Here is a 24,067-nt window from a genome sequence, read left to right as displayed (position 1 = left end):
CAATGGCAGCATTAAATAACCATCAAACCAATTCCCAAACCAGATTATCACTGGTTTCTTCAGTTTATGCAAAAAGCCAAGTCACCCAGATTCGTCTACGGATATATATTCCTAAATGCTATCTGCAAGCACCTGTAATTTCGCAGTTAATTTCTGCTTATGACTTGGTAGTTAATATTACTAAAGCTATGCTACAACCAAATACAGAGCAAGAAGGATACTTTGACATTGAACTGCGGGGAACAGTGCCACAAATCTCTAGGGGTCTGGCTTACCTGGAATCTCTGAATCTGAGAATTGTAGGTAAGCCGAATGCTGACGGCGATGGCTGGTTTTGCTGAAATAATCTAAATTTCATAGTACCAAATTTCTTCTTCTCGCAGCACAATTCGATGCAAGGAAAGACGAGCAATCAGTCCCTCTTGCTCAAACTGCCCAAGAATACGAGTAATAGTCACACGGGTTGAACCGAGCATTTCCGCCAGGTCTTCGTGAGTCAGACGCATATCTATTAAACGTCCTTTTTCAACTTCCGAACCAAACTTTTTGGATAACCATGCCAACAGCTTGAGCAGCATAGTTTCAACTTTTTTATGGCTACGAATAACCATCAATTCTTGAGCCTGTTGGATATGGGTAAGTAGAGTTTCTGTTAGTTGACTCCATTCCTCTAGAGGTAAGACTGTCGCTTCTACTTTAGTTATGCATTCCATTTGGTAAGGATCTAATTTTGACAAAGCCTTACCAACGACATCTCCAGGCCCCCACAATCCCAGAGCGACGGTTGTACCATCTTCCAGATAGGTAAAAGTCCGAACAAAACCTGTTTCAATTTTCCAAAGATTGTTTTGATGTTCTGGCAAAAATGCCCGACGTGCAAAAACTTCTTTGGTACTACTGGATGGGTTAGGAATAACTGTGTATAAAGACACCATATTATTTAAATACTGCTTCTCGATAAACTAATCGTATTATATATATATCAGGTTATAAGAGCCTATGGGTATTATGATTAGCAACCTGTGCAAATAATAAAAAGTCATTTTGGCTCTTAAACTATGCAGGGGTACTCAAAAATAGGATTAGAGGGTATTTATAAAAAATATTAAGGAATCATGTAAATGTAATCTTTTGGTAAAAAATATACTTTCACTAAGGTCTTACTTCTCGCCCAATCCATTTATCAACAATAGGTGGTTGGTAAGTTGCAAATAAATCTAGTAGACTTTGGGCGTCAGATGCTTCCAATACAAGAGAACGAAGGGCAGACTTGAGGAATTCTTCCTTCACAGCATGGTCAAATAATCTGAGTAAGGGGTCAAAGTACCGCTCCACATTCAACAAACCGCAAGGTTTCTGGTGTAGCCCTAGCTGTGCCCAAGTGAGTATTTCACAGAACTCCTCTAGAGTTCCATATCCGCCAGGAAGTGCGATAAAAGCATCACCCAAATCCGCCATCTTAGTTTTGCGTTCGTGCATGGAGCCAACAACGTGAAGTACAGTGAGTTCATTATGGGCTATTTCCTTAGCAGCTAAGAATTCTGGAATTACTCCAATAACCTCACCTCCAGCCAGCAAAGCTGCATCAGCTACAACCCCCATCAAACCTACATTTCCTCCTCCATAAACTAGCCTAAATTTTTGACTAGCTAGAGTTTTACCAAGCGTCTGAGCAGCCTCTTTATAAACAGGTCGAACACCCATACTAGAACCACAGAACACACAGATAGATTTCACGGTTCAATTTATCTCCTACTGCCTAAAAAAATTCAAAATTAACTGTAGCTATTCTTTTGATGTATAGATAGTAAGGATAAGGACACAGTAATTGAAATCTTTCAATTCATCAGTTAGTTTAAACCATGCTGTGTCCCTACTTTCTTATATAAGACTTAAATTCCTGCACCATCGAGAAAATCTTCAATTATCCCATCAGAACTATTGCTCTTAGGGTTGTCGGTTGGTTCGTCGTCAAGCTCAGTTGAGGACAAACTTGATTGTTGCAACTCCTCAAATTGTTTCTCTAGAGCTTTGACACGTTCAAATAGAGCGCGGATGACTTCAGCTTCTACGTCGCGTACTTTATCATGATCCAGAACATTGGTAGACGAGTTGTTCTGACGAGTCACGCGCCCTGGAATCCCCACTACAGTAGTGTTACTGGGGACATCTCGTAGCACCACAGAACCTGCTCCAATACGGACGCGATCGCCAACTTGAATATTTCCCAAGACCTTTGCACCCGCTCCTACAACTACATGAGAGCCTAAAGTTGGATGGCGTTTGCCGCTTTCTTTCCCAGTCCCGCCAAGGGTGACACCTTGATAAATTAGGGCGTGATCGCCCACGATCGCAGTCTCGCCAATCACTACTCCCATCCCGTGGTCTATAAACACTCCCTGGCCAATTAATGCCCCAGGATGAATTTCAATTCCGGTTAAAAACCTACTAATATGAGAGATGAGCCTTGGTATAAAGGGAATTCCAATTTTATACAGCCAGTGTGCTAATCGATGAAACACTAAAGCTTGGAGTCCAGGGTAACAGAACAATACTTCTAGCCAGTTACGGGCTGCTGGATCACGCTCAAAAATGGTTCGCAAATCAGTTAGTAGCATACTCTGTTAAGGTTTTCGTTGGTAAGTGAGGCTCTGAAAACAGAAACTCAGGATAATTCCCACTAAAAGATCAGGTCATTTATGGGAATTGTGTAGGATAATAATCTACGGTAAGTCGATAGCGTATAGTGTTTTTGTGGGTAGTAAGTGGGATGCTATCACATTCCACACTTTGAAAAAAATTAATTTCGCATTAACTGCGATAAGTCCCCCAATTCACCGTAGTATGTTGAGTACAGTCTTGAATAGCCAAAACTACGCTCTCTTGGATCTGTCTTCCAAAGTGGAATACGCGCTGCTGGCACTCTTAGAACTGGCAAGCCACCACGGGAAAAAGCTTCCTCTAACCATGAGCGAGATCACTGCCAAGCAACCCATACCTGAACGCTATTTGGAACAAATTTTGACCAACCTCCGGCGTGCTGGTGTGGTGCAGAGTCAACGCGGCTCTAAAGGAGGTTTCGTTTTAGTTCGTGAACCTTGGCAGATTACAATACTTGAAATTGTCACTTTGGTAGAAGGCGAGCGAAAAGAGAAAGATACCTCTGAATCTGCGACTCTGGAAAAGACTCTGGTTTATGAAGTTTGGGAGCAAGCTAACGCTGCCTCAATTGAAGTTTTGGGTCGTTATACACTCCAAGACTTGTGCCAGGAAAGAGAAACTCGCGCACAGCAAAGTCCGATGTATTATATTTAGACACCAAGGAGTACTGACATGCGGATAGCCAAAGATATTACAGAGTTAATCGGCCGAACTCCTTTAGTTCAATTAAATAAGATTCCCCAAGCTTCAGGAGCGGTTGCTCGGATTGTGGTGAAGCTAGAAAGCATGAATCCAGCATCTTCTGTCAAAGACAGGATTGGTGCGAGTATGGTGGAAGCGGCGGAGGAAGCAGGCTTGATTCACCCTGGAAAAACCGTTTTAGTAGAGCCGACTTCTGGAAATACAGGAATTGCGCTGGCGATGGTAGCAGCCGCCAAGGGTTACCATCTTATTCTAACGATGCCTGACACAATGAGCCACGAAAGACGATCCATGCTTAAAGCTTATGGCGCTCAACTAGAGTTAACGCCAGGGGTAGAAGGGATGCGAGGAGCGATCGCTCATGCAGAGCATATTGTAGCTAAAACCCCCAATGCTTATATGTTGCAGCAGTTCCGCAACCCCGCTAACACAAAAGTTCACGTCGAAACCACAGCCGAAGAAATTTGGAATGATACCGATGGAGAGGTAGATATTCTCGTGGCGGGAGTGGGTACTGGTGGGACGATTACCGGAGTTGCAGAAGTTATAAAAAAACGGAAACCGAGTTTTCAAGCGATCGCAGTTGAACCAAGCAATAGCCCAGTATTAGCAGGCGGTAAATCAGGCCCTCACAAAATTCAAGGTATCGGCGCGGGATTTGTCCCAGCAATTTACCGTTCAGAACTGGTGGATGAAGTGATTCAGGTAGCAGATGAGCAAGCGATCGCTTACAGCCGTCGTCTCGCAAAAGAAGAAGGATTACTATCGGGGATTTCTACTGGTGCTGCGTTGTATGCTGCTATTCAAGTAGCACAACGGCCAGAAAATGCAGGTCGCCTAATCGTGATGATACAGCCTAGCTTTGGTGAACGTTACCTCAGTACTTCACTGTTTAAAGACCCAGAGGAGAATGAGTGGTTGAGCAAAGTTTAATTTTTAGATTTTAGGGACTTCTAAAAAATAAATTATCTAGTAGGGTGTGTTAAAGCGAGAGCGTAACGCACCTATTCTCTATTAGGCGATGATATCATGTCCGCTTGATTGCTTATTAAACCCGAAGAACCCCACCCCGCCAAAGCTATGCTTTGTCTCCCCTCCCCGCAAGCGAGGAGGGGTTGAGGGTGGGGTGTAATGAATGTGGTTAGCATAACTATTTATGCGGACATAATATGATTTTTTCTGAAGCAAATCGGACTGCTATATGCGATCGCTCCGGTCTAAATTGGTGTTTTGTTAATCTGAAAATCGCTAGAATTCAAATATCGTGTCAATATTGACTCTAATTGAACTACTCGAATTGGTTTGAGAAGATAGTCGTTAGCACCAGCTTGCAGAATAGAAAGCTTCTCTTCAGGAGGTTCATTAAAGCCCATCATCACTACCTGCAAATCTGGGAAATAAGGCTCTTGTTTGAGAACATTTAGCAAATCCCAGCCACTAGCATCACCTATTAGCTGGACATCCAACAAAATTAAATTTGGCTGGAGGTTTCGTACTTGTTCTAAAAAGTTATTTACGCTGTCTATCCACTTAACTTGATAGCCAATTGTCTGGAGATAATCTTGCAATACTATGGCAGCATTTTCTTCTTCTTCCACAAGTAAAATGATTTGATTTTGGGGGATAGCTGGGGAGGATGTTATTGCTGTATCTTGCTGTCCTTTATCTTGTTCTGTTTGCATCTCCACTGGATTTGGTAGAAATAGAGTGAACTGACTACCTTTCCCCAAAATCGATTTAACACTCACATCTCCACCATGCAAACGCGCTAATTTGCGCGTTAAAGCTAAACCCAAACCAGTGCCTTCATACTGCCTATTTAATCGGCTATCAAGTTGTTGAAATGGTTCAAATAGAAATGGAAACTGATTTGAATCTATACCAATTCCAGTATCTGAAACTGTAAATGTTATTCCTTGCGATACATTTTTAACTACTAGCGATACCTGACCGGCTGGAGTGAATTTAATCGCATTGGTAAGCAGGTTGAGTAGCATTTGTTTAATACGCCGCTCATCACCAATACAAATATCCTCTTCTACGTCAATTTTACAGGTGAGTTGCAATCCCTTTTCTAAGGCGCGATCGCGCACTGTCCATATAGCATAATTACATAAATCTGACACTGGCAAAGGTGAGAGTAAGAGTTCCTCTTTGTCTGCTTCTACCTTAGATAAATCCAGGATATCGTTAATCAGTGCCAGCAGATGTTCACCACTACTGTATATACAACTTACATATTCGTTCTGCTTTTCATTGAGAGAGCCAACTATTTCTTGTTGCAACAACTGCGACAAACCCATAATTGCATTGAGAGGTGTCCGCAACTCATGGCTCATGGTTGCTAAAAATTCACTTTTTGCCCGACTACCAGCTTCTGCTGCTTCTTGAGAGGCCCGAAGTTTCAATTCTGTTTCCTTACGTTCAGTAATGTCCTCAATCATCGCTACAAAAAGCTCAGGTTCACCATTGCTGGCTGGTATAACAGAAACAGAGATATGAGTCCAAACTAAGCTACCATTTTGATGCAGGCAACGTCTCTCCATCTCAATCCGATGCCTTTCGACAAACTGTTCATGATGTTCGGAAGGTTGGAAGCCTACTCTCGAAGTTCTCTTTAAGTCTGTGTGAATTCCTGACATCAGTTGTTTGTAAAGTTTTAAATCTCCCCTTTGTGTGCAAATGTAATCTGTAAAGCGCTTGCCGTCTAACTCTTCTCGGCTATATCCTAAAATCTCGCACAGTGCCACATTAGTATCGACTATCTGCGCTTTCATATCTATAAGTCCAATGCCGATAGAACAACGCTCAAAAATCGCCCGAAATTGCGCCTCACTCTGTCGCAATGCTTCTTGTGCGAAGTTTCGCTCCTTCGCTTCTATAGCTAGCGTCACGAAATCTGCAATGGAGCCGGCAAAAGCCTCTTCCTCCAAAGTCCATTGGCGTTTTTCGCCTATGTGTTCGTGACAGACTACGCCTATCAAACGACCCTCTAGCCAAATTGGTGCATTCAGTAGGGATGTAATGCCCAAAACTGAAAGATAAGACTCGGATAATTCTTGGGTTCTTATATCGTTGATGGCATCATCTGCGGCAATGGTACGTTCTTCTTCTAAAGCCTGGAAATAAGCTGGATAACTTTTTTCTGAAAGCGAGTTACCAAAGCTATGCTTCTTGGTACTTACATCATATAAATTGATACATTCAATTTTTGAATGTTCTTGATTATATAACCATACACCAACCCGCTTTACTAAAAGCGTCCGAGCAGCAGCCTCTGTGATTTCCTTTAAGGCTGCATTGAGATCACCTTGTTGAAATGTCTTGCTTCTTGCTAGCTGCACCAGCGTCTGGCTTTGTTTTCGCCGATTATTTTCTTTGATTTGCAAAGCTTTTTGGGACTGGTTGCGCTCTGTAATATCTCTAGCTGACACCACCTGCATTAGTTAACCTCAAGAAGAAAAATTTTTGCCTTGCAGTTTTATAGAAAAAGTAGAACTGTCTTTGTATAACTACAACTACTTGATCTGGCTTTTCATAACCGGAATATATTTTTTTCTAATTAAAATTTATGATTTTGGATAACAAGTTTTAAACTAAATTTTTATCATCGCTTCTGTTACTTCATGCCAGTCATTTTTGCCAGGGGAGAATTAGCATTTACAAGAATTTTACTATAGGAATCGTATTTTATTTTTGAAATTATCTACGTGGGCGGGGAGTGGGGAATAGGGAATAAGGAATTAGGCTTTTCGATCTGTACCGAGCTTTTTCAGAAATCAAATATTATTTCTATATCAAGTAGTATCAGTAGTATCAGTATTTTGAATTTGGGTCTAGAGACTGAGGACTAAGAAAGACTCTTCCGAATACTGAACACTGAGTTTAATTTATTGCTGAGTGTTAACTAGCAAAACACGCTTAATTCTCCTAGAGAAAGATGCCTAATGACTCAAATTTTGCGAAAATTGAAGTAACGGCAGGTTTTGTGGAGGTGGAGCGATGACAGATAGTAATGTGAGAATTGTTTCCCTGATTCCCGGTGGAACAGAGATTTTAGCGACACTAGGCTTGGTTGATGCTATTGTAGGGCGATCGCACGAATGCGATTACCCTCCAGAAATCCTTGATCGCCCCATTTGTACCGAAGCACGCTTAAACTCCAATGCCTCCAGCGGCCAAATTCACGATCAAGTGAGCAATTTATTGCAATCTGCTCTGAGTATTTACCAAATCAAAACAGATGTTTTAGAGAAATTGCAGCCTACCCACATTCTCACTCAAGACCAGTGTGATGTTTGTGCTGTCAGCTTACACGATGTTGAAAAGGCGGTTGCTACACTCATTGACAGTAAACCGCAGATTATTTCTTTACAACCCAATCTTCTCCAGGATATTTGGGCTGACATTGAGCGAGTCGGGAACACCTTTGGTGTAGACTCTGTAAAAGTCATAGAAAACTTAGAAGCTCGCGTCAAAATTTGTCAGCAAAAAATCCAGGGACTTTCGTTAAATGAACAGCCGACTGTCGCCTGTATCGAGTGGACTGATCCTTTGATGGTAGCTGCCAATTGGATTCCAGAATTAGTTAACTCAGCAGGAGGACAATCTCTATTTTGCGCTACAGGCCAGCCTTCTTTGATTTTGCCGTGGGAAACACTATTAACAACCGATCCTGATGTAATTATTTTTATGCCTTGTGGCTTTGATTTAAATCGCACTCGCCAAGAAGCCAATTTATTAACTCAACATTCAGACTGGGAAAAACTGCACGCTACGAAAGCTGGCAGGGTATATATCACTGATGGCAATTCTTACTTTAATCGTCCAGGGCCACGACTGGTAGATTCTCTAGAAATTTTGGCAGAAATCTTGCATCCAGAAATTTTTCAATACGGCTACAAAGGAACTGGTTGGGAAACTTTGTAAAGAAGAATTCAGAACTCAGGAGTCAGAATTCAGTATAAATTCGAGTCCGATGGTTACTGTGCTTGTCTTCGCGCAGCGTCTCGTAGAGAAGTACTAGGTGATATTATGTCCGCTTGATCGCTTATTAAACCCGGAGAACCCCTCCCCGCCAAAGCTGTGCTTTGTCTCTCCTCCCCGCGTGCGGGGAGGGGTTGGGGGTGGGGTTATTTTATTACGGTAATTTTGCGTAGTTACTTATTAGTTTAAAACCTTGGCGGTTTCCAATCCCCCACGAAGAGTAATTCTGATTTCTGGATTCTGAATTCTTCTTTAAGGTGTTTGTTCAGAATCTGCCGATGGTTGATTATTAAATAACAGCAGACGTGCGGCGAGGATGGCAAATCCGACAGCAGCGATCGCTTTTAACAAGCGCGTAGGTAATAATTCTGCTACTGCACCTCCTGCTAATGCTCCCAACAGACTTGTCAACAGCAATGCGCCTGCTGCACCAAAAAATACTGCACGCGGAGAATTACAACGCCCTGAAAGTGCGATCGCTGCTAGCTGACTTTTGTCACCCAATTCTGATAAAAAAACTGTAATAAAGCTCAGTCCTAAAAGATGCCAATCCATATTATTAAGGGGGGAGTGGGGAGTTGGGAGTGGGGGAGATGAGGGAGCAGGGGATGCAGGGGGAGAATGACAAATGACTAATGACTAGTAAATACATCCCAAAAGAGCATTAGGGAAATTACCAACAACATCACGCCTGCTGATTTTTCTATAGTTTTTGGGCTGAGTCGGGTGGCTATCCAACTACCTAAAAGCACGCCTAATAAACTGGTGGTTATCAGTGCAGCAGCAGATCCGATAAATACTACCCACGGCGAATGAGATTCTGCACTCATTAATAGGGTTGATAGCTGAGTCTTATCTCCAATTTCTGCTAGAAAAATGGTTATAAAAGTTGTACCAAAAATTACTACTGCTGATTGCTGCATCTGAGGACTATCGGCAACTACAGGCTGAACTGGTTGGGCGATCGCAGGAGTTAAGTTAAAATCATTGCTGTCTTTCAGTTCTAGGTTTATCTCAGTCTGAGATATGCCAGAAATGTCCAAAGGAGCAGAATCAAGTTTCACAGGCAATAGTTTTGTTGCAAGGTTGTTTTCATATTTCTATCATATTCTCAGATTGTTGTAATAAATTGCAATTCTAGATACTAAAACGAGGAGTGGGAATGTCACAGCCCAACAGCTTGATTGAAGCGTAGTATTTCTAAACTGCGATCGCCGTATACTCCTTCTATTTGCTGGCGGCAGCAGTCAATAGCAAAATCGTTGACTTCTTCTGGTTCAACGCCATACATATCTTGAAATACTTCTGATTCCACACGGCAGAAACGAGGACGATCTGAGTAGATGCGACATTCTCGCGTGGTATGGTCGAAATTAACGCACCATCCCCCTTCGCCTACCATGCTGAGGTAGAGTTCTAGTTCTGGTGGTGAGAGATACTCATCCAAATCTGGACGCTCTGCTGGATCAAGATTACAGCAGGCTCCACATTCTTTTACACATTGCCAAGTTGACATTTTAGATTGGGGAGTAGGGAGCAGGGGGAGCAGGGGGAGCAGGGGAAGCAAGGGAGAAGGGTTTTCTCCTCTGCCCCCCGCACCCTGCCCCTCTGCCTCTTCCCCATGCCCCTATTTTACGTTTTTATGTCTTTTCTTATAATTTTGTTAAGTAAATTAAATCTAACAGTCCATAGCCAGATATGATCGATTGCGGGTTTTGTAATTAAGTTATTGAATTTTTTAAGACAATTGGGAGGAGAAAAAGAAAAATGTTTGACGCTGTATCTGATTTGTTTAACGCTTTTAGCAGTATCAATTGGGAAGTTATCTTCCAATTGCTTTCCGTGGCGCTAATTGTGATTGCTGGGCCAATGGTGATCTTTTTGCTGGCATTTCGCAACGGCAACCTGTAAGAGTTATGAGTGCTGATTGAGAGTTAGGAGTGAGGAATTAAATTTTATTCTCAACTCATAACTCATAAATCAGCACTCACAGTGTCACGGTCACAAGTGTTAATAATTCAAAATTCCAAATCAAAGACATTTCAGAGGGGGATTTAAACCCCGATGGTTTCTGAGCAGTTCGGTAAAGTGACTGTAAGATATGTCTTACCCCTATGGGGAAGCAAGCTACACATAGCGTCCTGCTTTTTAAAGACTGAAACTGATGCTAGATGTAAATATAAGGGTCTTAAACGCTTTAATTTACAATAAGTTAACTAAGAACTTCTAACTCCTAACTGATAACGCCTGAAGGGCAGCTTGAATAATACTGTCATACTGTGGCTGAGAGATATCAACTTCTTTGGCGTTCTGACGATTAGTGCCCAGTAAACCGATTATATGTCCTGGCTGCATGGCTAAGACTTTGCCTTCAGAGTTTTTAATTCTTAATTCTGCTTCAATACCGTTTTTATAGAAACCACAAGTATACTGTCGCTGGTTGTATTCAAAAGTGGTGCTTGACGGAATAGATGGCGAAGCAAAAAATTGTTGAAGCTGAATTGGCAGTCTGGCTCCTATTAACTCTAACTCGATAGTAGTGTTACCGTTAAAGTAATTTTCTCGCAGTTTGTAAGCGACATCTACTCGCGGCGGTAAGCGGAAATAGTCGCCCCAACGCCAAGCGATCGCTTTAATTCTATACTCCTGATTATCAATAGTTTGGGCAATTGTCAGTTTAATGTGACCCTTACCGACGATTTTTTGCTCAACCACTTGAACATTAGGTGTCCAGAAAACTGGATCAGGGTTGTCCATACCGCAGGGATGTAGAGCATTAAGCTGTTGATAAAGCTGCTGATTGATGTGATTAAGATTGACTTCGGCATCGATTTTGAGCAGAGGCTTGAGATGCTGGGGTTCAAGACACTGGTTAGCAAACTCAATCAAACGCGATCGCAACACCTGTAAATTCTCTGCTGGTAGAGAGAATCCTCCGGCTGCTTTGTGTCCGCCAAATTTTCCTAGTAAATCTTGACAATATTCCAAAGCTTCAAACACATGAAACTCTGGAATTGAGCGTGCAGAACCGCGTATATGTTCCTCATCTTCATAAGTACCGATGAACACGGGAACGCCGTAGCGTTCTACCAAGCGGGAAGCGACAATGCCAATAACGCCATGATGCCAATTGGGTTGAACAACAATTAATACACGGTCTTTTTGTAGAGATGCAACAAATTCTGTCTCTACATAAGCGATCGCTTCTTGTTCAATTTGCTGACACATCTCCTGGCGACTGGCGTTGACTTGTTCGCACTGCATTGCTCTTTCCAGCGCCACCCCCATATCATCTGTAGTCAGCAATTCAATCACAGTCTGGGGGTTACCAATCCGGCCAATGGCATTAATTCGCGGCCCCAAGCGAAACCCAATATCTTCAGGCTTGAGGGATTTTGGATTTTGGATTTTGGATTTTGGATTAGAAATTTTCTCCTCTGCTCCCCCTGCTCCCTCATCTCCCCTCGCCTGCACGCCGCCCACCTGAATCAACGCCTGTATACCAGCTAAGTTGGATTTGGGTAAATGCTGTAACCCACGTTTTACCCAACGGCGATTCACGCCAGTTAAGGGGGCTAAATCTGCGATCGTTCCCAGCGTAAATAGTGCTAGCATCGGCTGGATCAAGCCTTTAGTCTCCCCTAGCTGTTGTGCTAGAGACACTGCCAAAATGTAGGCAACACCAACACCAGCAACACCCCGATAAGGTGAGGATTCAGCTATCAGTTTAGGGTTGAGAATAGCATTAGCTGGTGGTAATTTTTGGGGTATATCGTGGTGATCGGTGATAATCACTGCAAGACCAAGTTCTCTAGCTCTAGCAACTGGTTCAAACGCAGAGATGCCATTATCTACAGTGAGAATTAATCCCACACCTTCGCTGTGGAATTCTTCAACTATGCGTTTATTGATACCGTAACCTTCATGCATCCGGCTGGGAATAGCATAATCTACTTGTGCGCCTAAAGTGCGGAGGCTACGCAAAAGTAGAGCAGTGCTGGTCATCCCATCAGCATCGTAGTCACCACAAATAGCAATTTTTGTTTGAGAAGCGATCGCATTTTGCAACAACTCCAAACTAATCCCCAAATCTGGGAAATCTTCTAACGGCGAAGGCAAAACTAAAGACTCTGGATTTAAAAATGCTTGTACCTGTTCTGGTGTTTCCATACCCCGATTAATCAACAACTGGCTGACAATGGGTGAAATGTTTGTCAAAGCTGCCAACTTTTGGGCAAATTCTGGTTTTTGTGGATAAATTTGCCAGCGCTGATCGGGTAAGCGTCGGTGAGGTTTTGATAGTTCAGATACAGGTCGGTCTAGCACAATACAAGTTAGGAGTTAGAAGTTATGAGTGTTGAATTGAAAGTTGTTTCTTAACTCATAACTAATAACATTATTTGCTGTCTAAAACACGTTGATTCTACCATCATCCATAATATATAACGAGCGATCGCCAGGAGAGCGCCAAGTCGGACGCAGTTCCAGCCGCAATGTGCCAAAGTTGGGTTTCGAGACAATTGCTTGTAGTGATAAACCCTTTTCGCTCCAAAATATCAAAGATGTATTTGGCTCCGTACCCTCTATTTGTTCTAAACTTAATTTCTGCCCTGGACTCAAGGATATTGCATCAGTCCCAGAGGGTTTTTGGATTTTGATCAGGTTGGGTGTGCTATTTACGACTTCAACCCGGATGTGTTGCCCAGGTGTAAACTGAATTGGATGCGACCCACACTTAGAGGCACAAGTTCTAGCTAAAGTAGTACTGGGATTATTGATTGATGCAACTATAACGGTAGATGCAACTAAGGCAAATGAAAGTGGCTTAAACATAATACACAATATAAGTACTAGAATTAAATGTTACTTTAATTAAGTACTGTCAAGCCTCAGTATATTTTCCAGAATTACTTTGGTAATTCCGAGTTATTAAATTAATTACGAATTATTTTTATAAACATCTCCTCTCGCACCAATAGCGTAAATTTCGATGTCTTTGGAATCAATATCGACTGTAAAAATAATTCTGTTTTTACCTATGCGTAGTCTGTAAAATCCCTCCCAATCACCTTTCATCTTTTTGATATCTAGTTCTGTAAAGGGGATAATACCTTGGTCTTCGACAGTAATAAAAATTTGCTTTATTTTCTCCCGAATATTTTCAACATCTTCGGGATTTGCTTTTTCTAAAAATTTAATCGCTTTTTTGCGAAATTTTATTGCCATAACTTACCCAATCGGTCATATCAATTACTTCATCTTCAGCATCATCTGAAGGTAGACCAAATTCGGCTTCAAGCTCGCGTTGCTCATCATCACTTATGTAAGGAATAAGAATTTGGCACAGGCGAAGTCTTTCTTCTTGCAGAACTTCACGCATACTTTCTTTAATCAATGCTTTTAATTCTTGAATTTCCACTGTATGCCTTTAATTCCTAGTTAGATGTAATATTACTTAGTCTTAGCTTGTACTGGGGGGAAAGGTTAAAGAGCAAATGAATAATAGTCGCTCATAATTGAACTTGGCTTTTACCTTTCCCCTTCTGCTGTTATGCCTCTTTAACCGAAACGTCCACTGATGTAATCTTCAGCTTCTTTGGTTTGAGGAGAACCGAACATTTGGGCTGTAGGGTTAAACTCAACTAATTTTCCGCGCCGCTTACCATGCTCGTCAATTTCTGTATTGAAAAAAGCGGTAAAATCTGCGACTCTAGAAGCTTGCTGCATATTGTGTGTCACCATGATAATGGTGTATTGCTGCTTAAGTTCTAAACAGAGTTCTTCTACTTGGCGGCTAGAAATTGGGTCGAGAGCAGAACATGGTTCATCCATCAATAATACATCTGGTTTCATAGCGATCGCACGAGCAATACAAAGTCGTTGCTGTTGTCCACCAGATAATGCAGTACCCTTCTCTTTGAGTTTGTCTTTGACTTCATCCCAGATAGCAGCGCGTCTGAGAGAATCTTCCACCAATTCATCGATGTTACCTTTGTAACCGTTAGCACGCGGCCCAAAGGAAATGTTTTCGTATATTGACTTGGGGAAAGGATTCGGTCTTTGAAAAACCATTCCGACTTGACGGCGTAATTTTACAGCATTTATCTTAGGATCGTAAATATTGCGATCGCGATAATTCAGTCTACCCTCTACCTTAGCTCCAGGGATTAAATCATTCATCCGGTTGAAGCAACGTAGTAAGGTACTTTTACCACATCCTGAAGGCCCAATAAAAGCAATAATTTGTTTTGCAGGAATCTTTAAGTAGACATCTAAAAGTGCCAAAAGTCCCCCATAGTAGACCTTCACACCTTCAACATTGAAGACGTTATTCTCCTGGTCTATTGTGGCACCATCTAATTTACTTCTACTGTTGCTATAAGTCATGAAAGCGTATCTCCTAATAACCGTGAATATATTCAATTAGATATTTAATTGCCTAACGTATTGAGAAGCGTTGTCGGATATAAATTGCTACACCATTTAAAACTAAAATCAAGAGCAACAACGCAATAATTGTTGCTGCTGCTGCACTAGCAAAACCTGGTTCAGGACGAGTAATGTAACTGTAAATTTGAATGGGTAATGCCATAAATCTCTGGAACAAACCAGGGTTAAAGGTGAGAAAACCCACAGCACCTACAACAATTAGAGACGCTGCATCACCAATTGCACGCGATACAGAGATAATTAACCCTGTCAAAATACCAGGAACAGCATAAGGTAAAACGTGACTGCTGATAGTTCGCCATTTAGTGACACCTAATCCATAAGAAGCATTTCTCAGGGAATCCGGGACGGCGCGAATTGCTTCTCTAGCTGTCACAATAATTACTGGTAAGGACAACAAAGATAAAGTCAACGCACCAGAAATCAAAGCAGGGCCGAACCCAAGCAAATAATTGAAAACTCCTAAACCTAGCAATCCGTAGACAATGGAAGGTACACCTGCCAGATTGCTGATATTAATCTCAATAATCACTGTCCACCAAGCTTTAGGTGCATACTCTTCTAGATATAAAGCTGCTCCAACACCAAGTGGTACAGTGACTAAAATCACAATAATTCCTAAAAGAATACTACTGATAATAGCGGGACGGATGCCACCTTGGTCAGGAAAACGAGAAGGGGTTTCTGTTAGAAAGCCGGGTGTTAAAAATCTGGCTAATCCATCTTGAAAAATATCGAAAAGTAGCAAAGCCAAAATAAATATACCAATCAGCAACCCTAACAAAAAAAGTATTTCAAATACTTTTCCTAATGTCTCCCTACTCTCAACATTATCAGTAAAATCTGCCGCCGAATCCAAAGAATCATCTCGTTGATAACTTGTCGCCATGTCTATTACTCGTACTTTTCTTTAAAGCGATTAGCAATCCAGTAACTAACAATATTTAAAACTAAGGTCATTAGAAATAAAAGAGCACCCACAGCATATAAAGTCTGGAAATTGAGACTACCACGCGGACTATCCCCACCAGAAATCTGCGCCATGTAAGCTGTCATTGTTTCTACTGATTCCGCAAAGTTAAGTGTCAGTTTTGGTTGTTGACCTGCGGCGATAAGGACAGTCATAGTTTCACCCACCGCACGAGAAATACCCAAAATAATTGAGGCGATAATTCCAGAAAGTGCTGCTGGGAGAACTATTTTAAAAATGCTTTCTAGTTTAGTGATACCTACAGCATAAGCTCCTTCCCGTAAAGAACGTGGAACAGCTTGAATTGCATCTAAGCTAATAGAACCAACAGTAGGAGTAATCATTACCCCCATCATTAACCCTGCGCTCAAGGCATTAAATATTTCTAGAGGAATAATATTCCGTAGTAATGGTGTGAGAAATAACAGTGCAAAGTAACCGTATACTACTGTAGGTATTCCCGCCAAAAGTTCTACTGCTGGACGTAAAATTGCTGCTACTTTTGGTTGAGCATATTCACTCAAGTAGATTGCAGAAGATAAACCCAAAGGAATAGCAACTGCCATAGCAATAACTGTAGTTAAGAAAGTGCCAGCTATCAAGGGCCAAACGCCAAAATGTCTCTCTGCAAATAGAGGCGTCCATTTAGTATCAAGAAAGAATTCGGCAAAGGAAACTTCTTGGAAAAAACCAAATGCCTCCCGAAAGATAATTACGACAATACCAAAGGTGGTTAGAACCGAAACTAAAGCACAACTAAATAAAATTACTGCAATAATCTTTTCCGAGATATCTTCAAATGCATTTTTCTCCAATGACTGTCTGAACTGAAGAGAAGGATCGTCTTGAGAATTGGGATTTTGCATAAATTAGTTAAGTTTTTACTAAATTCATACTACAAAAACTGGTCTTTATTTAAATAAAGTTGGTGATTGGTTCACCTGGTTTTGCTTTTTTGAATTTTGTCCCAGTTTCACCAGTAGCTAATTTTTGTTTTGTCTTGACGTAAGCTTCATCAGGTAATGCTACATAACCAACGCTATCTACCCACTTCCAAGAATTTTCTAGATAAAAATCTACAAATTCTTTGACTGCTGGCTTGGTATCTAAGGATTTTTTACTGACATAGATAAACAGAGGACGAGACAATGGTGTGTACAGATTTTTAATTACATTATCTACGGGAACTGGTTTTTCACATTTCCCTGTGGGACTTTCTACAGCAACTAGATTGAGTTTATCTTGGTTTTGAATATAGTAAGATATGCCTACATAACCTAAAGCTGATGCTTCACCTGAGACTCCTTGCACAAGTAAGTTTTGATTGTGACTGGGAGTATAATCTGTACGGCCATTTTTGGCTTTGCCAGTAACAGCTTGAGTCATATAATCAAATGTTCCAGTATCAGAAGCCGGAGCATACAGTTTCAGTTTTTGGTTAGGAAATTTGGGATTAACTTGATTCCATGTCAAGATTTTGCCGTCTGATTTAGCACCCCAAATCTTACCCAATTCTTTAATGGTTAGACATTTGGCAAAGTTATTTTGACGATTAGCAATTAGGGCTATGCCGTCTAAAGCTATAGGCAACTCGACAAATTCAATATTCTTACTTTTACATTTTTTAATTTCTTCATCTCTAATGGTACGGGAAGCACCAGCTATATCAATATCGCCATTACAAAATTTACTGAAACCGCCACCAGTACCACTTGAAGCAACACTAACTTTTGCTTCAGGTTTCACTTTACCATATTCTTCTGCAACTGCTAAAGAAACAGAAAAACCTACTGCTGCACCATCAATACTCACCTGACTTTTCAATTCCTGTCCACTGTTGCAAGCACTTATACTGCTGGCAATAAGCATTAAAGATGTCAAGGAAAAGCTATCCTTAAATCGGTTACGAAAGCTCATAAATTATCAATTGAGATAAAGTGATTCAGAATTTCTTATGCTTGGCTATTTGTAAGTAGCTCATGCGGCATGAAAAAATAAATATTATGCTTTGCTTACAGCTTGAACTTTATCAAAAATTGCCCCATTCTCAAAAAACTTTTTCTGGATAATATCCCAGCCACCTAAATCTTGAGATGTAAATAAAGTTTTAATTGGCGGATGTTGTGAGGCTACTTCTTGGGTAACAGTGGGATTTACAGGACGATATTGTAATTTTGCAAATTCCCGTTGAGCTTCTGTTGAGTAAAGAAAATCAACAAATGCTTGTGCAACTTCTCTTGTACCGTGCTTATCAACGTTTTTATCGACTATCGCTACAGGATTATCAATGGAGATATTGACTTGGGGTACAACATAAGGCAACTTCGTCCCATTTTTACCCGCCAAAATTACCTCATTTTCGTAGTTAATTAAAACATCTCCCTGACCTTTTTGGAAGAATAAATCGCTAGCCTCACGGGCATCTTTAGTTAAAATAGGGGTATTTTTATAAACTTTAGTAACATAATCTAACGCTGTCGCCTCATCACCGCCTGTTAGAGTTACCGAACCCCAAAAAGCCAAGAATTCCCAGATAGCAATACCAGAAGTTTTTGGGTTAGCCGCAATCACTTTCACGCCATCTTTTGCCAAGTCTGCCCAAGTATTGATACCTTTGGGATTGCCTTCGCGGGTAACGATCGCAGCAACCGATCTACTAACAATACCACTTCTCGGAGCTTTAATTTCCCAACCGGATTTAATTAAACCCGCAAGAGCAATTTTGTTGACATCTAGGGGAAGTGCCAAATGTACTATGTCTGCTTCTTGCGAACCGGTAATGACAGCAGCAGTTTGAGCGCCAGAACCCCCATAACTTTGCTCAAATGTAACGTTTTGGTTGTGTTCTTGCTTCCACTTTTCGACAAATTTGGGGATTATCTGGTCATGAGCTGCTTTGGTGACAGAGAAAGAAACAAGTTTTATCTTAACATCATTTTTGCTAGCTGAACTGTTTCCCGAGCAGGAGGCAACTGCTATACTCAAAAAAGCACCGACGAGAAACAGACTCACAAAGCTTTGCACAGTGTGTCTATTGAACCAACTCTTAATTGTGTGTTTATACGAGAGTTGTATAACCTGCAAAGCTTTCATGGCATAAGCCTGTATCCCCTCACTTAGAAATTTACTTAATTGTGTCAGTTGTTGCGACTTACTCATTAGAATCACCCCTAAATATACGGTATTTATAGAAAGATACCGTAATTAAAAAGATTATAGGATATATAGAACAATAGTTTTAGTCCGGCTTCAATTATTTTTAGGGACTTCCAAATAAAAAAATATACAACTATTTATTGTGGGGTGGGCGTCTCGTCCGCCCATAGTCAAAGGCGGGCAAGATGCCCACCCCACAAGATTGGATAATTTATTTCTTGGAAGTCCCTTACTAAGTCAGCAATTGATGAATAGCCGAGACTAGTGATTTGAGCAACATTAGTCGTCAGTAAAAAATCCAGAAAATAAATATTTTGTCAATGAGCTATAATACTTAAAATTATTCTGATATCGTGGTAGAAAACAAACTGAGTACGCCAACGCATTTGTTATTTCGGCGTACTCATTTATTATTTTGGCGTGTTAACGCACCCTAAGAAACTACTAGTAGAAGAGTTGAAACATAGTGCTGGTCATACTTGTGTGTACACCGTAGCCCCGCAGGCAGGGAGGGGTTGGGGGTGGGGTACAATGATTGTGGTAATCATAACTACTTATGCGAACATGATATGACTAATGACTAATGAAAATTAAATATTTCGTTACAATCAGCTTGTGCGTTAGGCATTCAAGAGTTATTAGCCATGAAATTGATTTCCGATCCACCGATTCCTGTAAAAATTCAAAAAATGAAGGAACGGGTGCGGTGGATGCATCCAAGTTTTGTGCAACGGGGAATTGATCAAACCAGCATAGTTATTGACGATCGCAGAGAAGATAGTCCAGAATTTTCCTTTATGGTTATCGGTGATTCCGGCACCCAATCGCATTATCGGCAACACCCCCAACGAAAAGTTGCTGAACTAATGCTGACTCACCGCGATGATTGCAGTTTTGTGTTGCACACAGGCGATGTAATTTATGTGGTGGGTTCCCAAGAGTATTACTCAACAAACTTTATTGAACCTTACCGGGAGTTTCTTGTCGGTGGCGACAACCCGAAAGATATTCCTTACGATCGCATGGTATTTAATCTGCCATTCTTGACAGTACCAGGTAATCATGATTACTACGATGTACCGTTGATGTACCGTTTATTTACTGGAACAACATCTTCATTGCGTCGCCTGTTGCGCTACAAAGATATTGAGATTGGCTGGCATGGATCGTATCAAGGAAATGCCTATGCACGGGCATTTATGGATTATACAAAAGCGATCGCTTCTCCACAAGAATTAGAACGTCATTTAGATCGACACTACACCGCTAAAACTGACACAGGGCGGTGTTTGCGTTACGAACCTGGACAGTTTACCCGCTTACCCAATCGCTATTACACCTTTCGTTACGGCGGGATTGATTTTTTCGCTTTGGATTCTAATACCTTTAATACACCATCACCCTTACCTGCAACTCAAGAAGGAGGAATTTATCGCCGCGAATTGCAAAAGCGTCGCCAGGAAATAGATCAAGAAGAATTGCAGATATTGAAAATATGCGATCACCTCAATCCAGATAAACCCACTGAAGCGGAACAACTTGATGATCTTAGTGCCAAATTAGACCAAATTAATGAGATCAAAATCGACATTGAAAAACAATTGGCATCTCATAAAATGCCTGCGATCGATTTTGAACAACTCGAATGGTTGCGAAGCAGACTAATCGAATCTTGGAACACCTCCGAAGTACGCGGACGTGTAATCTTTTTCCACCATCCACCCTATGTCACAGAAGCTACCAAGTGGAATCAAGCACAAACCTTGGCGGTTCGCCACCGCTTGCGCTGGGTATTTGAACAAGTGGCAGAAACTCTTGGTTCTCTAATTAAAGAACGTCCCATAGTCGATTTAATTTTAAACGGTCACGCTCACTGTTTAGAGCATCTTTGCACAACTGATACCGGATTTGCTGACTCCCACATTAACTGCATTATCTCTGGTGGTAGCGGTCATCGTCCCCGTTATCAACGGCGAGAGGGGACTGAATTAATGGAGACTTTTACCGAAATTGCAGGTAAACCCACTCGGAAAGTTGCCGATTCAACGCTTTTTGTAGGCCGTCACGACTATAATTTTCAAAACCGCCTGCCTTACTCATGTGTGCGGATCGATGTTCTAGATGGTTGCCCACCCAAGTTTATCATCAGACCCCTTATTACTGAACGGGTTGAACAAGAGTGGCATAACCGCGAACTTGAACCTTTTGTGATTTAAACGGGATGCGATCGCTGAGTGTCTACTTAGTATCGTAAGCTGAAAAACAGTATCTACCAGCAATCATATTTTCTCTGTGTTCTCTGCGCCTCTAAATTAGATCCCCGGCTTCTTAAAGAAGTCGGGGATCTGGACACTGCGAATTTTCACAAATCAGATAGGATTGCTATAGAATATCTGGGTGATAAGCTGTTGCACATTTAAATTGCATATACTGGGCGGGCAAGATGCCCACCCCACAAGAGTTATATTTAATTCGATTATGCAAATTAGATGTTTTTTAGCTTATCGAGGCGAGATACAATTTTTTTGTGACTTTTTTGCTGATCTCAATCAATCGTAGCGATCGCCCATCTTTAACTTGATCTAAAAATACCTTTACCAAATTTTAGAGACACGCCCGATCTAGCCTTGCAGAATTATCTAAAGTTATGGTTATTGCAAGCATTTATATTTTAATCTTAAATAGAGTTTTGATAATTTCAGATTATGGCAGGACATAGTAAATGGGCAAATATTAAGCGCCAAAAAGCGGTAGTGGATGCAAAAAGGGGAAAAACCTTTACTCAGTTATCGCGGGCGATTATCGTTGCGGCTAGAAGTGGCGTACCAGATCCGGCGCTGAATTTTCAACTTCGCACGGCAATTGACAAGGCAAAGGCAGCGAGTATTCCCAATGATAATATTGAACGAGCGATCGCTAAAGGTGCAGGCACTTCTGGCGGTGATAATGCTACCTTTGAAGCGATTCGCTACGAAGGTTATGGCCCTGGTGGTGTAGCGATTTTAATCGAAGCCCTCACAGATAATCGCAATCGTACTGCTGCTGACTTACGTGTAGCTTTTAGTAAAAATGCTGGCAATCTTGGCGAAGTAGGTTGCGTTAGCTGGATGTTTGACCAAAAAGGCGTTTGTGTAGTGCAGGCTATGGTTGACGAGGAAAAGCTTTTAGAAGCATCCCTTGAAGGCGGTGCTGAGTCTTATGAGATGACTGAAGATGAAATGGCTGAGGTATTTACAGACATTGGCAATTTAGAAACCCTTAGCCAGACACTTAAGGAGCAAGGCTTTAAGGTAACTGATGCTGAATTGCGCTGGATTCCTAGTAATAGTGTAGAAGTTACTGATCCAGATCAGGCGCGATCGCTTTTCAAGTTAATTGATACTCTAGAAAGCTTGGATGACGTGCAAAATGTCACAGCTAACTTTGAAATATCAGAAGAATTGATGGCTCTGAGCATTTCTTAATTAAAATTCACACAGCCATCATAGCCAAATAATATCATGTCCGCATAAATAGTTATGATTCCCACAGTTATTACACCCCACCCCCAACCCCTCCCCGCTTGCGGGGAGGGGAGACAAAGCATAGCTTTGGCGGGGTGGGGTTCTTCGGGTTTAATTAAGTAATCAAGCGGACATAATATAACACTTCTTTGGATGATGTCTAAAATTTTAGATTGTGATTGAAAATGCTAGCAAATATTTCACGTAATTCTTATATTTTACAGATGTAAGAATAGACATGAAACACATCACAAGCGTCATGCTAAAAATGTAGCTCCTAAAACTAATCATAAATAGTTACTATTAGTTGTAAAAGTTTCTAGTAGCTTTGTAATAAAGTTTAGTGGTGGTTTCTCTGAAAATATAATTGTATTATTTAACCCTGCTGAAATCCCTACCAATCAGCAGGGTTTTTTTAATTAACTTGCTCATGAGGGCGCGATCGCGTCAAAATAAGAGTTAAGATGCTGTAACTTAACTTAACAATGACCACAACGCAGCTTGAGCAAATTTCCCCTCAACCTACACCGCCAGACTTGCGGGGATATGAATATGATTTGGTAATTGTCGGCGGTGGGATTATTGGGTTAACTCTAGCCTCTGCTTTAAAAGATTCTGGCTTGAGTGTCTTGCTGATTGAAGCGAAAGTGGCATCAGCAGCCGTAGCTAAAGGGCAAGCTTATGCAGTTCATCAGCTTTCGGCGCTAATTTACCAAGGAATTGGAGTTTGGGACAAAATGTTGCCTCAAATAGCCAAATATTGCCGAGTTCGTCTTTCTGATGCCGATTATCCCAATGTAGTGGAATTTACCACAAATGATATAGATACAGCAGAATTGGGTTATGTGGCGGAACACCAAGCGCTATTGCAGCCTTTGCAAGAGTTTGTCCAAGATTGTGCAAATGTGACTTATCTGTGTCCGGCTGAAGTGGTAAATACGCAATACCAGAAAGATATAGTAGCGATAGATATTAAAGTTGCCGATCAGTTATACTCAGTTCGCAGCAAATTACTGATAGCAGCAGATGGGGCGCGATCGCCAATTCGTCAAGCTGCTGGTATCAAAACCTCCGGCTGGAAATATTGGCAGTCTTGCATCGTGGCATTTGTCAAACCAGAAAAGCCGCACAATAACACCGCTTACGAGAGATTTTGGTCTAGCGGGCCTTTTGCGATTTTACCTTTACCAGGGAACCGTTGCCGCATTGTGTGGACAGCCCCTCACGAAGAAGCAAAAGCTTTATGTGCCTTAGATGATGAGCAATTTTTGGCAGAACTTACCCGTCGCTATGGCGATCAGATGGGAAAATTGGAATTACTAGGCGATCGCTTTGTATTCCAGGTACAACTCATGCAAAGCGATCGCTATGTTCTCCCCCGACTGGCATTAATCGGTGATGCGGCGCACAATTGCCATCCTGTGGGTGGACAAGGTTTAAATTTGGGGATTCGGGATGCAGCAGCTTTGGCGCAAGTAATCCAAACAGCGCACCAAGCGGGTAAAGATATTGGTGACATTCAAATTCTCAAAGGTTATGAACGCTGGCGCAAGCTGGAAAACCTGACAATTTTAGGTTTCACCGATTTATTAGATCGGATGTTTTCTAATAACTTCTTACCTGTGGTATTGGTGCGTCG

General features: G+C 41.4%; 24 protein-coding genes. 8 read left to right on the top strand and 16 right to left on the bottom strand.

Annotation, left to right across the window (positions count from 1 at the left end; translation table 11 throughout):
- The first annotated feature begins 2 nt into the window (after positions 1-2).
- Entirely contained in the window at positions 3-341 is a 339-nt protein-coding gene (locus tag VE944_RS13795; RefSeq protein ID WP_324977876.1) for an NIL domain-containing protein, read from the top strand.
- A 6-nt stretch (positions 342-347) separates the two neighbouring features.
- On the opposite strand, the gene VE944_RS13790 is transcribed toward VE944_RS13795, so the two are convergent.
- The 3 genes from VE944_RS13790 to cysE all read right to left on the bottom strand — a co-directional run bounded on the left by VE944_RS13790 (position 348) and on the right by cysE (position 2,618).
- The gene (locus tag VE944_RS13790) at positions 348-935 is read right to left on the bottom strand and encodes a Crp/Fnr family transcriptional regulator (RefSeq protein WP_324977874.1); all 588 of its coding nucleotides are present in this window, start codon (positions 933-935) and stop codon (positions 348-350) included.
- A gap of 217 nt (positions 936-1,152) precedes the next feature.
- Positions 1,153-1,737, bottom strand: coding sequence for an LOG family protein (locus VE944_RS13785; protein WP_324977871.1), 585 nt, complete (start codon positions 1,735-1,737; stop codon positions 1,153-1,155).
- Positions 1,738-1,892: 155 nt separating this feature from the next.
- The gene (gene cysE / locus VE944_RS13780; RefSeq protein WP_324977869.1) at positions 1,893-2,618 is read right to left on the bottom strand and encodes a serine O-acetyltransferase; all 726 of its coding nucleotides are present in this window, start codon (positions 2,616-2,618) and stop codon (positions 1,893-1,895) included.
- A 226-nt stretch (positions 2,619-2,844) separates the two neighbouring features.
- Here cysE and VE944_RS13775 point away from each other — a divergent pair, with 226 nt between their 5' ends.
- Together VE944_RS13775 and cysK are read left to right on the top strand one after the other, a co-directional pair.
- Entirely contained in the window at positions 2,845-3,315 is a 471-nt protein-coding gene (locus tag VE944_RS13775; protein WP_324977867.1) for an RrF2 family transcriptional regulator, read from the top strand.
- 18 nt (positions 3,316-3,333) lie between these two features.
- Positions 3,334-4,296 (top strand): cysteine synthase A, encoded by a 963-nt coding sequence (gene cysK, locus VE944_RS13770; protein WP_324977864.1) that lies wholly within the window; start codon positions 3,334-3,336, stop codon positions 4,294-4,296.
- Between the two features lie 284 nt (positions 4,297-4,580).
- Here cysK and VE944_RS13765 read toward each other — a convergent pair whose 3' ends face one another.
- Positions 4,581-6,806, bottom strand: coding sequence for a hybrid sensor histidine kinase/response regulator (locus VE944_RS13765; protein ID WP_324977863.1), 2,226 nt, complete (start codon positions 6,804-6,806; stop codon positions 4,581-4,583).
- A 559-nt stretch (positions 6,807-7,365) separates the two neighbouring features.
- Between VE944_RS13765 and VE944_RS13760 the strand changes: the two genes are divergently transcribed.
- On the top strand, positions 7,366-8,292 hold the full coding sequence (locus VE944_RS13760; RefSeq protein ID WP_324977861.1) for a cobalamin-binding protein: 927 nt from the start codon (positions 7,366-7,368) through the stop codon (positions 8,290-8,292).
- A gap of 309 nt (positions 8,293-8,601) precedes the next feature.
- On the opposite strand, the gene VE944_RS13755 is transcribed toward VE944_RS13760, so the two are convergent.
- The 3 genes from VE944_RS13755 to VE944_RS13745 form a co-directional block, all read right to left on the bottom strand.
- Positions 8,602-8,904 (bottom strand): TMEM165/GDT1 family protein, encoded by a 303-nt coding sequence (locus VE944_RS13755; RefSeq protein WP_324977859.1) that lies wholly within the window; start codon positions 8,902-8,904, stop codon positions 8,602-8,604.
- A 77-nt stretch (positions 8,905-8,981) separates the two neighbouring features.
- Entirely contained in the window at positions 8,982-9,413 is a 432-nt protein-coding gene (locus tag VE944_RS13750; protein WP_324977857.1) for a TMEM165/GDT1 family protein, read from the bottom strand.
- A gap of 101 nt (positions 9,414-9,514) precedes the next feature.
- On the bottom strand, positions 9,515-9,865 hold the full coding sequence (locus VE944_RS13745; protein WP_229553504.1) for a YkgJ family cysteine cluster protein: 351 nt from the start codon (positions 9,863-9,865) through the stop codon (positions 9,515-9,517).
- 251 nt (positions 9,866-10,116) lie between these two features.
- On the opposite strand from VE944_RS13745, the gene psb30 reads away from it, so the two are divergent.
- Positions 10,117-10,260 carry a photosystem II reaction center protein Ycf12/Psb30 gene (psb30, locus tag VE944_RS13740; RefSeq protein WP_324977855.1) on the top strand — a complete coding sequence of 48 codons (144 nt, stop codon included), beginning with the start codon at positions 10,117-10,119 and terminating at the stop codon, positions 10,258-10,260.
- A 315-nt stretch (positions 10,261-10,575) separates the two neighbouring features.
- Here the strand turns inward: psb30 and VE944_RS13735 are convergent, their stop codons facing one another.
- The 9 genes from VE944_RS13735 to VE944_RS13695 all read right to left on the bottom strand — a co-directional run bounded on the left by VE944_RS13735 (position 10,576) and on the right by VE944_RS13695 (position 18,928).
- Entirely contained in the window at positions 10,576-12,675 is a 2,100-nt protein-coding gene (locus tag VE944_RS13735) for a single-stranded-DNA-specific exonuclease RecJ (protein ID WP_324977853.1), read from the bottom strand.
- An 81-nt stretch (positions 12,676-12,756) separates the two neighbouring features.
- Entirely contained in the window at positions 12,757-13,182 is a 426-nt protein-coding gene (locus VE944_RS13730) for a hypothetical protein (protein ID WP_324977852.1), read from the bottom strand.
- 105 nt (positions 13,183-13,287) lie between these two features.
- Positions 13,288-13,575 carry a type II toxin-antitoxin system RelE family toxin gene (locus tag VE944_RS13725; RefSeq protein WP_324977850.1) on the bottom strand — a complete coding sequence of 96 codons (288 nt, stop codon included), beginning with the start codon at positions 13,573-13,575 and terminating at the stop codon, positions 13,288-13,290.
- Positions 13,544-13,768 (bottom strand): hypothetical protein, encoded by a 225-nt coding sequence (locus VE944_RS13720; protein WP_324977848.1) that lies wholly within the window; start codon positions 13,766-13,768, stop codon positions 13,544-13,546. Before VE944_RS13720 ends, VE944_RS13725 begins: the two co-directional genes overlap by 32 nt.
- A gap of 140 nt (positions 13,769-13,908) precedes the next feature.
- A complete protein-coding gene (gene pstB, locus VE944_RS13715) occupies positions 13,909-14,736 on the bottom strand; it encodes a phosphate ABC transporter ATP-binding protein PstB (protein WP_324977846.1) in 828 nt (275 codons plus the stop codon).
- Between the two features lie 52 nt (positions 14,737-14,788).
- A complete protein-coding gene (gene pstA / locus VE944_RS13710; RefSeq protein ID WP_324977844.1) occupies positions 14,789-15,688 on the bottom strand; it encodes a phosphate ABC transporter permease PstA in 900 nt (299 codons plus the stop codon).
- A gap of 5 nt (positions 15,689-15,693) precedes the next feature.
- Positions 15,694-16,635 (bottom strand): phosphate ABC transporter permease subunit PstC, encoded by a 942-nt coding sequence (gene pstC / locus VE944_RS13705; protein WP_324977842.1) that lies wholly within the window; start codon positions 16,633-16,635, stop codon positions 15,694-15,696.
- A gap of 49 nt (positions 16,636-16,684) precedes the next feature.
- The gene (locus VE944_RS13700; protein ID WP_324977840.1) at positions 16,685-17,686 is read right to left on the bottom strand and encodes a PstS family phosphate ABC transporter substrate-binding protein; all 1,002 of its coding nucleotides are present in this window, start codon (positions 17,684-17,686) and stop codon (positions 16,685-16,687) included.
- An 84-nt stretch (positions 17,687-17,770) separates the two neighbouring features.
- The gene (locus VE944_RS13695) at positions 17,771-18,928 is read right to left on the bottom strand and encodes a sulfate ABC transporter substrate-binding protein (RefSeq protein WP_324977838.1); all 1,158 of its coding nucleotides are present in this window, start codon (positions 18,926-18,928) and stop codon (positions 17,771-17,773) included.
- A gap of 641 nt (positions 18,929-19,569) precedes the next feature.
- Here VE944_RS13695 and VE944_RS13690 point away from each other — a divergent pair.
- The 3 genes from VE944_RS13690 to VE944_RS13680 all read left to right on the top strand — a co-directional run.
- Positions 19,570-21,141: a metallophosphoesterase family protein gene (locus tag VE944_RS13690; protein WP_324977837.1), complete on the top strand. Its 1,572-nt coding sequence runs from the start codon at positions 19,570-19,572 to the stop codon at positions 21,139-21,141.
- A gap of 489 nt (positions 21,142-21,630) precedes the next feature.
- Positions 21,631-22,389, top strand: coding sequence for a YebC/PmpR family DNA-binding transcriptional regulator (locus VE944_RS13685; protein WP_324977835.1), 759 nt, complete (start codon positions 21,631-21,633; stop codon positions 22,387-22,389).
- A gap of 524 nt (positions 22,390-22,913) precedes the next feature.
- Positions 22,914-24,067: FAD-dependent hydroxylase (locus VE944_RS13680; RefSeq protein ID WP_324977833.1), on the top strand; the 1,154-nt coding region annotated here is incomplete at its 3' end.

The sequence above is a fragment of the Nostoc sp. genome (assembly GCF_035638895.1).
Classification (GTDB): Bacteria; Cyanobacteriota; Cyanobacteriia; order Cyanobacteriales; family Nostocaceae; genus Nostoc.
This window is presented reverse-complemented; position numbering and strand designations above follow the sequence as displayed.

Bases quoted from the DNA above. Each gene is read 5' to 3' on its own strand.
- psb30 (WP_324977855.1), top strand. From the start codon at position 10,117: ATGTTTGACGCTGTATCTGATTTGTTTAACGCTTTTAGCAGTATCAAT.
- VE944_RS13775 (WP_324977867.1), top strand. From the start codon at position 2,845: ATGTTGAGTACAGTCTTGAATAGCCAAAACTACGCTCTCTTGGATCTG.
- VE944_RS13745 (WP_229553504.1), bottom strand. From the start codon at position 9,865: ATGTCAACTTGGCAATGTGTAAAAGAATGTGGAGCCTGCTGTAATCTT.
- VE944_RS13725 (WP_324977850.1), bottom strand. From the start codon at position 13,575: ATGGCAATAAAATTTCGCAAAAAAGCGATTAAATTTTTAGAAAAAGCA.
- VE944_RS13700 (WP_324977840.1), bottom strand. From the start codon at position 17,686: ATGAGCTTTCGTAACCGATTTAAGGATAGCTTTTCCTTGACATCTTTA.
- VE944_RS13790 (WP_324977874.1), bottom strand. From the start codon at position 935: ATGGTGTCTTTATACACAGTTATTCCTAACCCATCCAGTAGTACCAAA.
- pstC (WP_324977842.1), bottom strand. From the start codon at position 16,635: ATGCAAAATCCCAATTCTCAAGACGATCCTTCTCTTCAGTTCAGACAG.
- VE944_RS13695 (WP_324977838.1), bottom strand. From the start codon at position 18,928: ATGAGTAAGTCGCAACAACTGACACAATTAAGTAAATTTCTAAGTGAG.
- cysE (WP_324977869.1), bottom strand. From the start codon at position 2,618: ATGCTACTAACTGATTTGCGAACCATTTTTGAGCGTGATCCAGCAGCC.
- VE944_RS13765 (WP_324977863.1), bottom strand. From the start codon at position 6,806: ATGCAGGTGGTGTCAGCTAGAGATATTACAGAGCGCAACCAGTCCCAA.
- VE944_RS13795 (WP_324977876.1), top strand. From the start codon at position 3: ATGGCAGCATTAAATAACCATCAAACCAATTCCCAAACCAGATTATCA.
- VE944_RS13760 (WP_324977861.1), top strand. From the start codon at position 7,366: ATGACAGATAGTAATGTGAGAATTGTTTCCCTGATTCCCGGTGGAACA.
- VE944_RS13685 (WP_324977835.1), top strand. From the start codon at position 21,631: ATGGCAGGACATAGTAAATGGGCAAATATTAAGCGCCAAAAAGCGGTA.
- pstB (WP_324977846.1), bottom strand. From the start codon at position 14,736: ATGACTTATAGCAACAGTAGAAGTAAATTAGATGGTGCCACAATAGAC.
- VE944_RS13690 (WP_324977837.1), top strand. From the start codon at position 19,570: ATGAAATTGATTTCCGATCCACCGATTCCTGTAAAAATTCAAAAAATG.
- cysK (WP_324977864.1), top strand. From the start codon at position 3,334: ATGCGGATAGCCAAAGATATTACAGAGTTAATCGGCCGAACTCCTTTA.
- VE944_RS13730 (WP_324977852.1), bottom strand. From the start codon at position 13,182: ATGTTTAAGCCACTTTCATTTGCCTTAGTTGCATCTACCGTTATAGTT.
- pstA (WP_324977844.1), bottom strand. From the start codon at position 15,688: ATGGCGACAAGTTATCAACGAGATGATTCTTTGGATTCGGCGGCAGAT.
- VE944_RS13755 (WP_324977859.1), bottom strand. From the start codon at position 8,904: ATGGATTGGCATCTTTTAGGACTGAGCTTTATTACAGTTTTTTTATCA.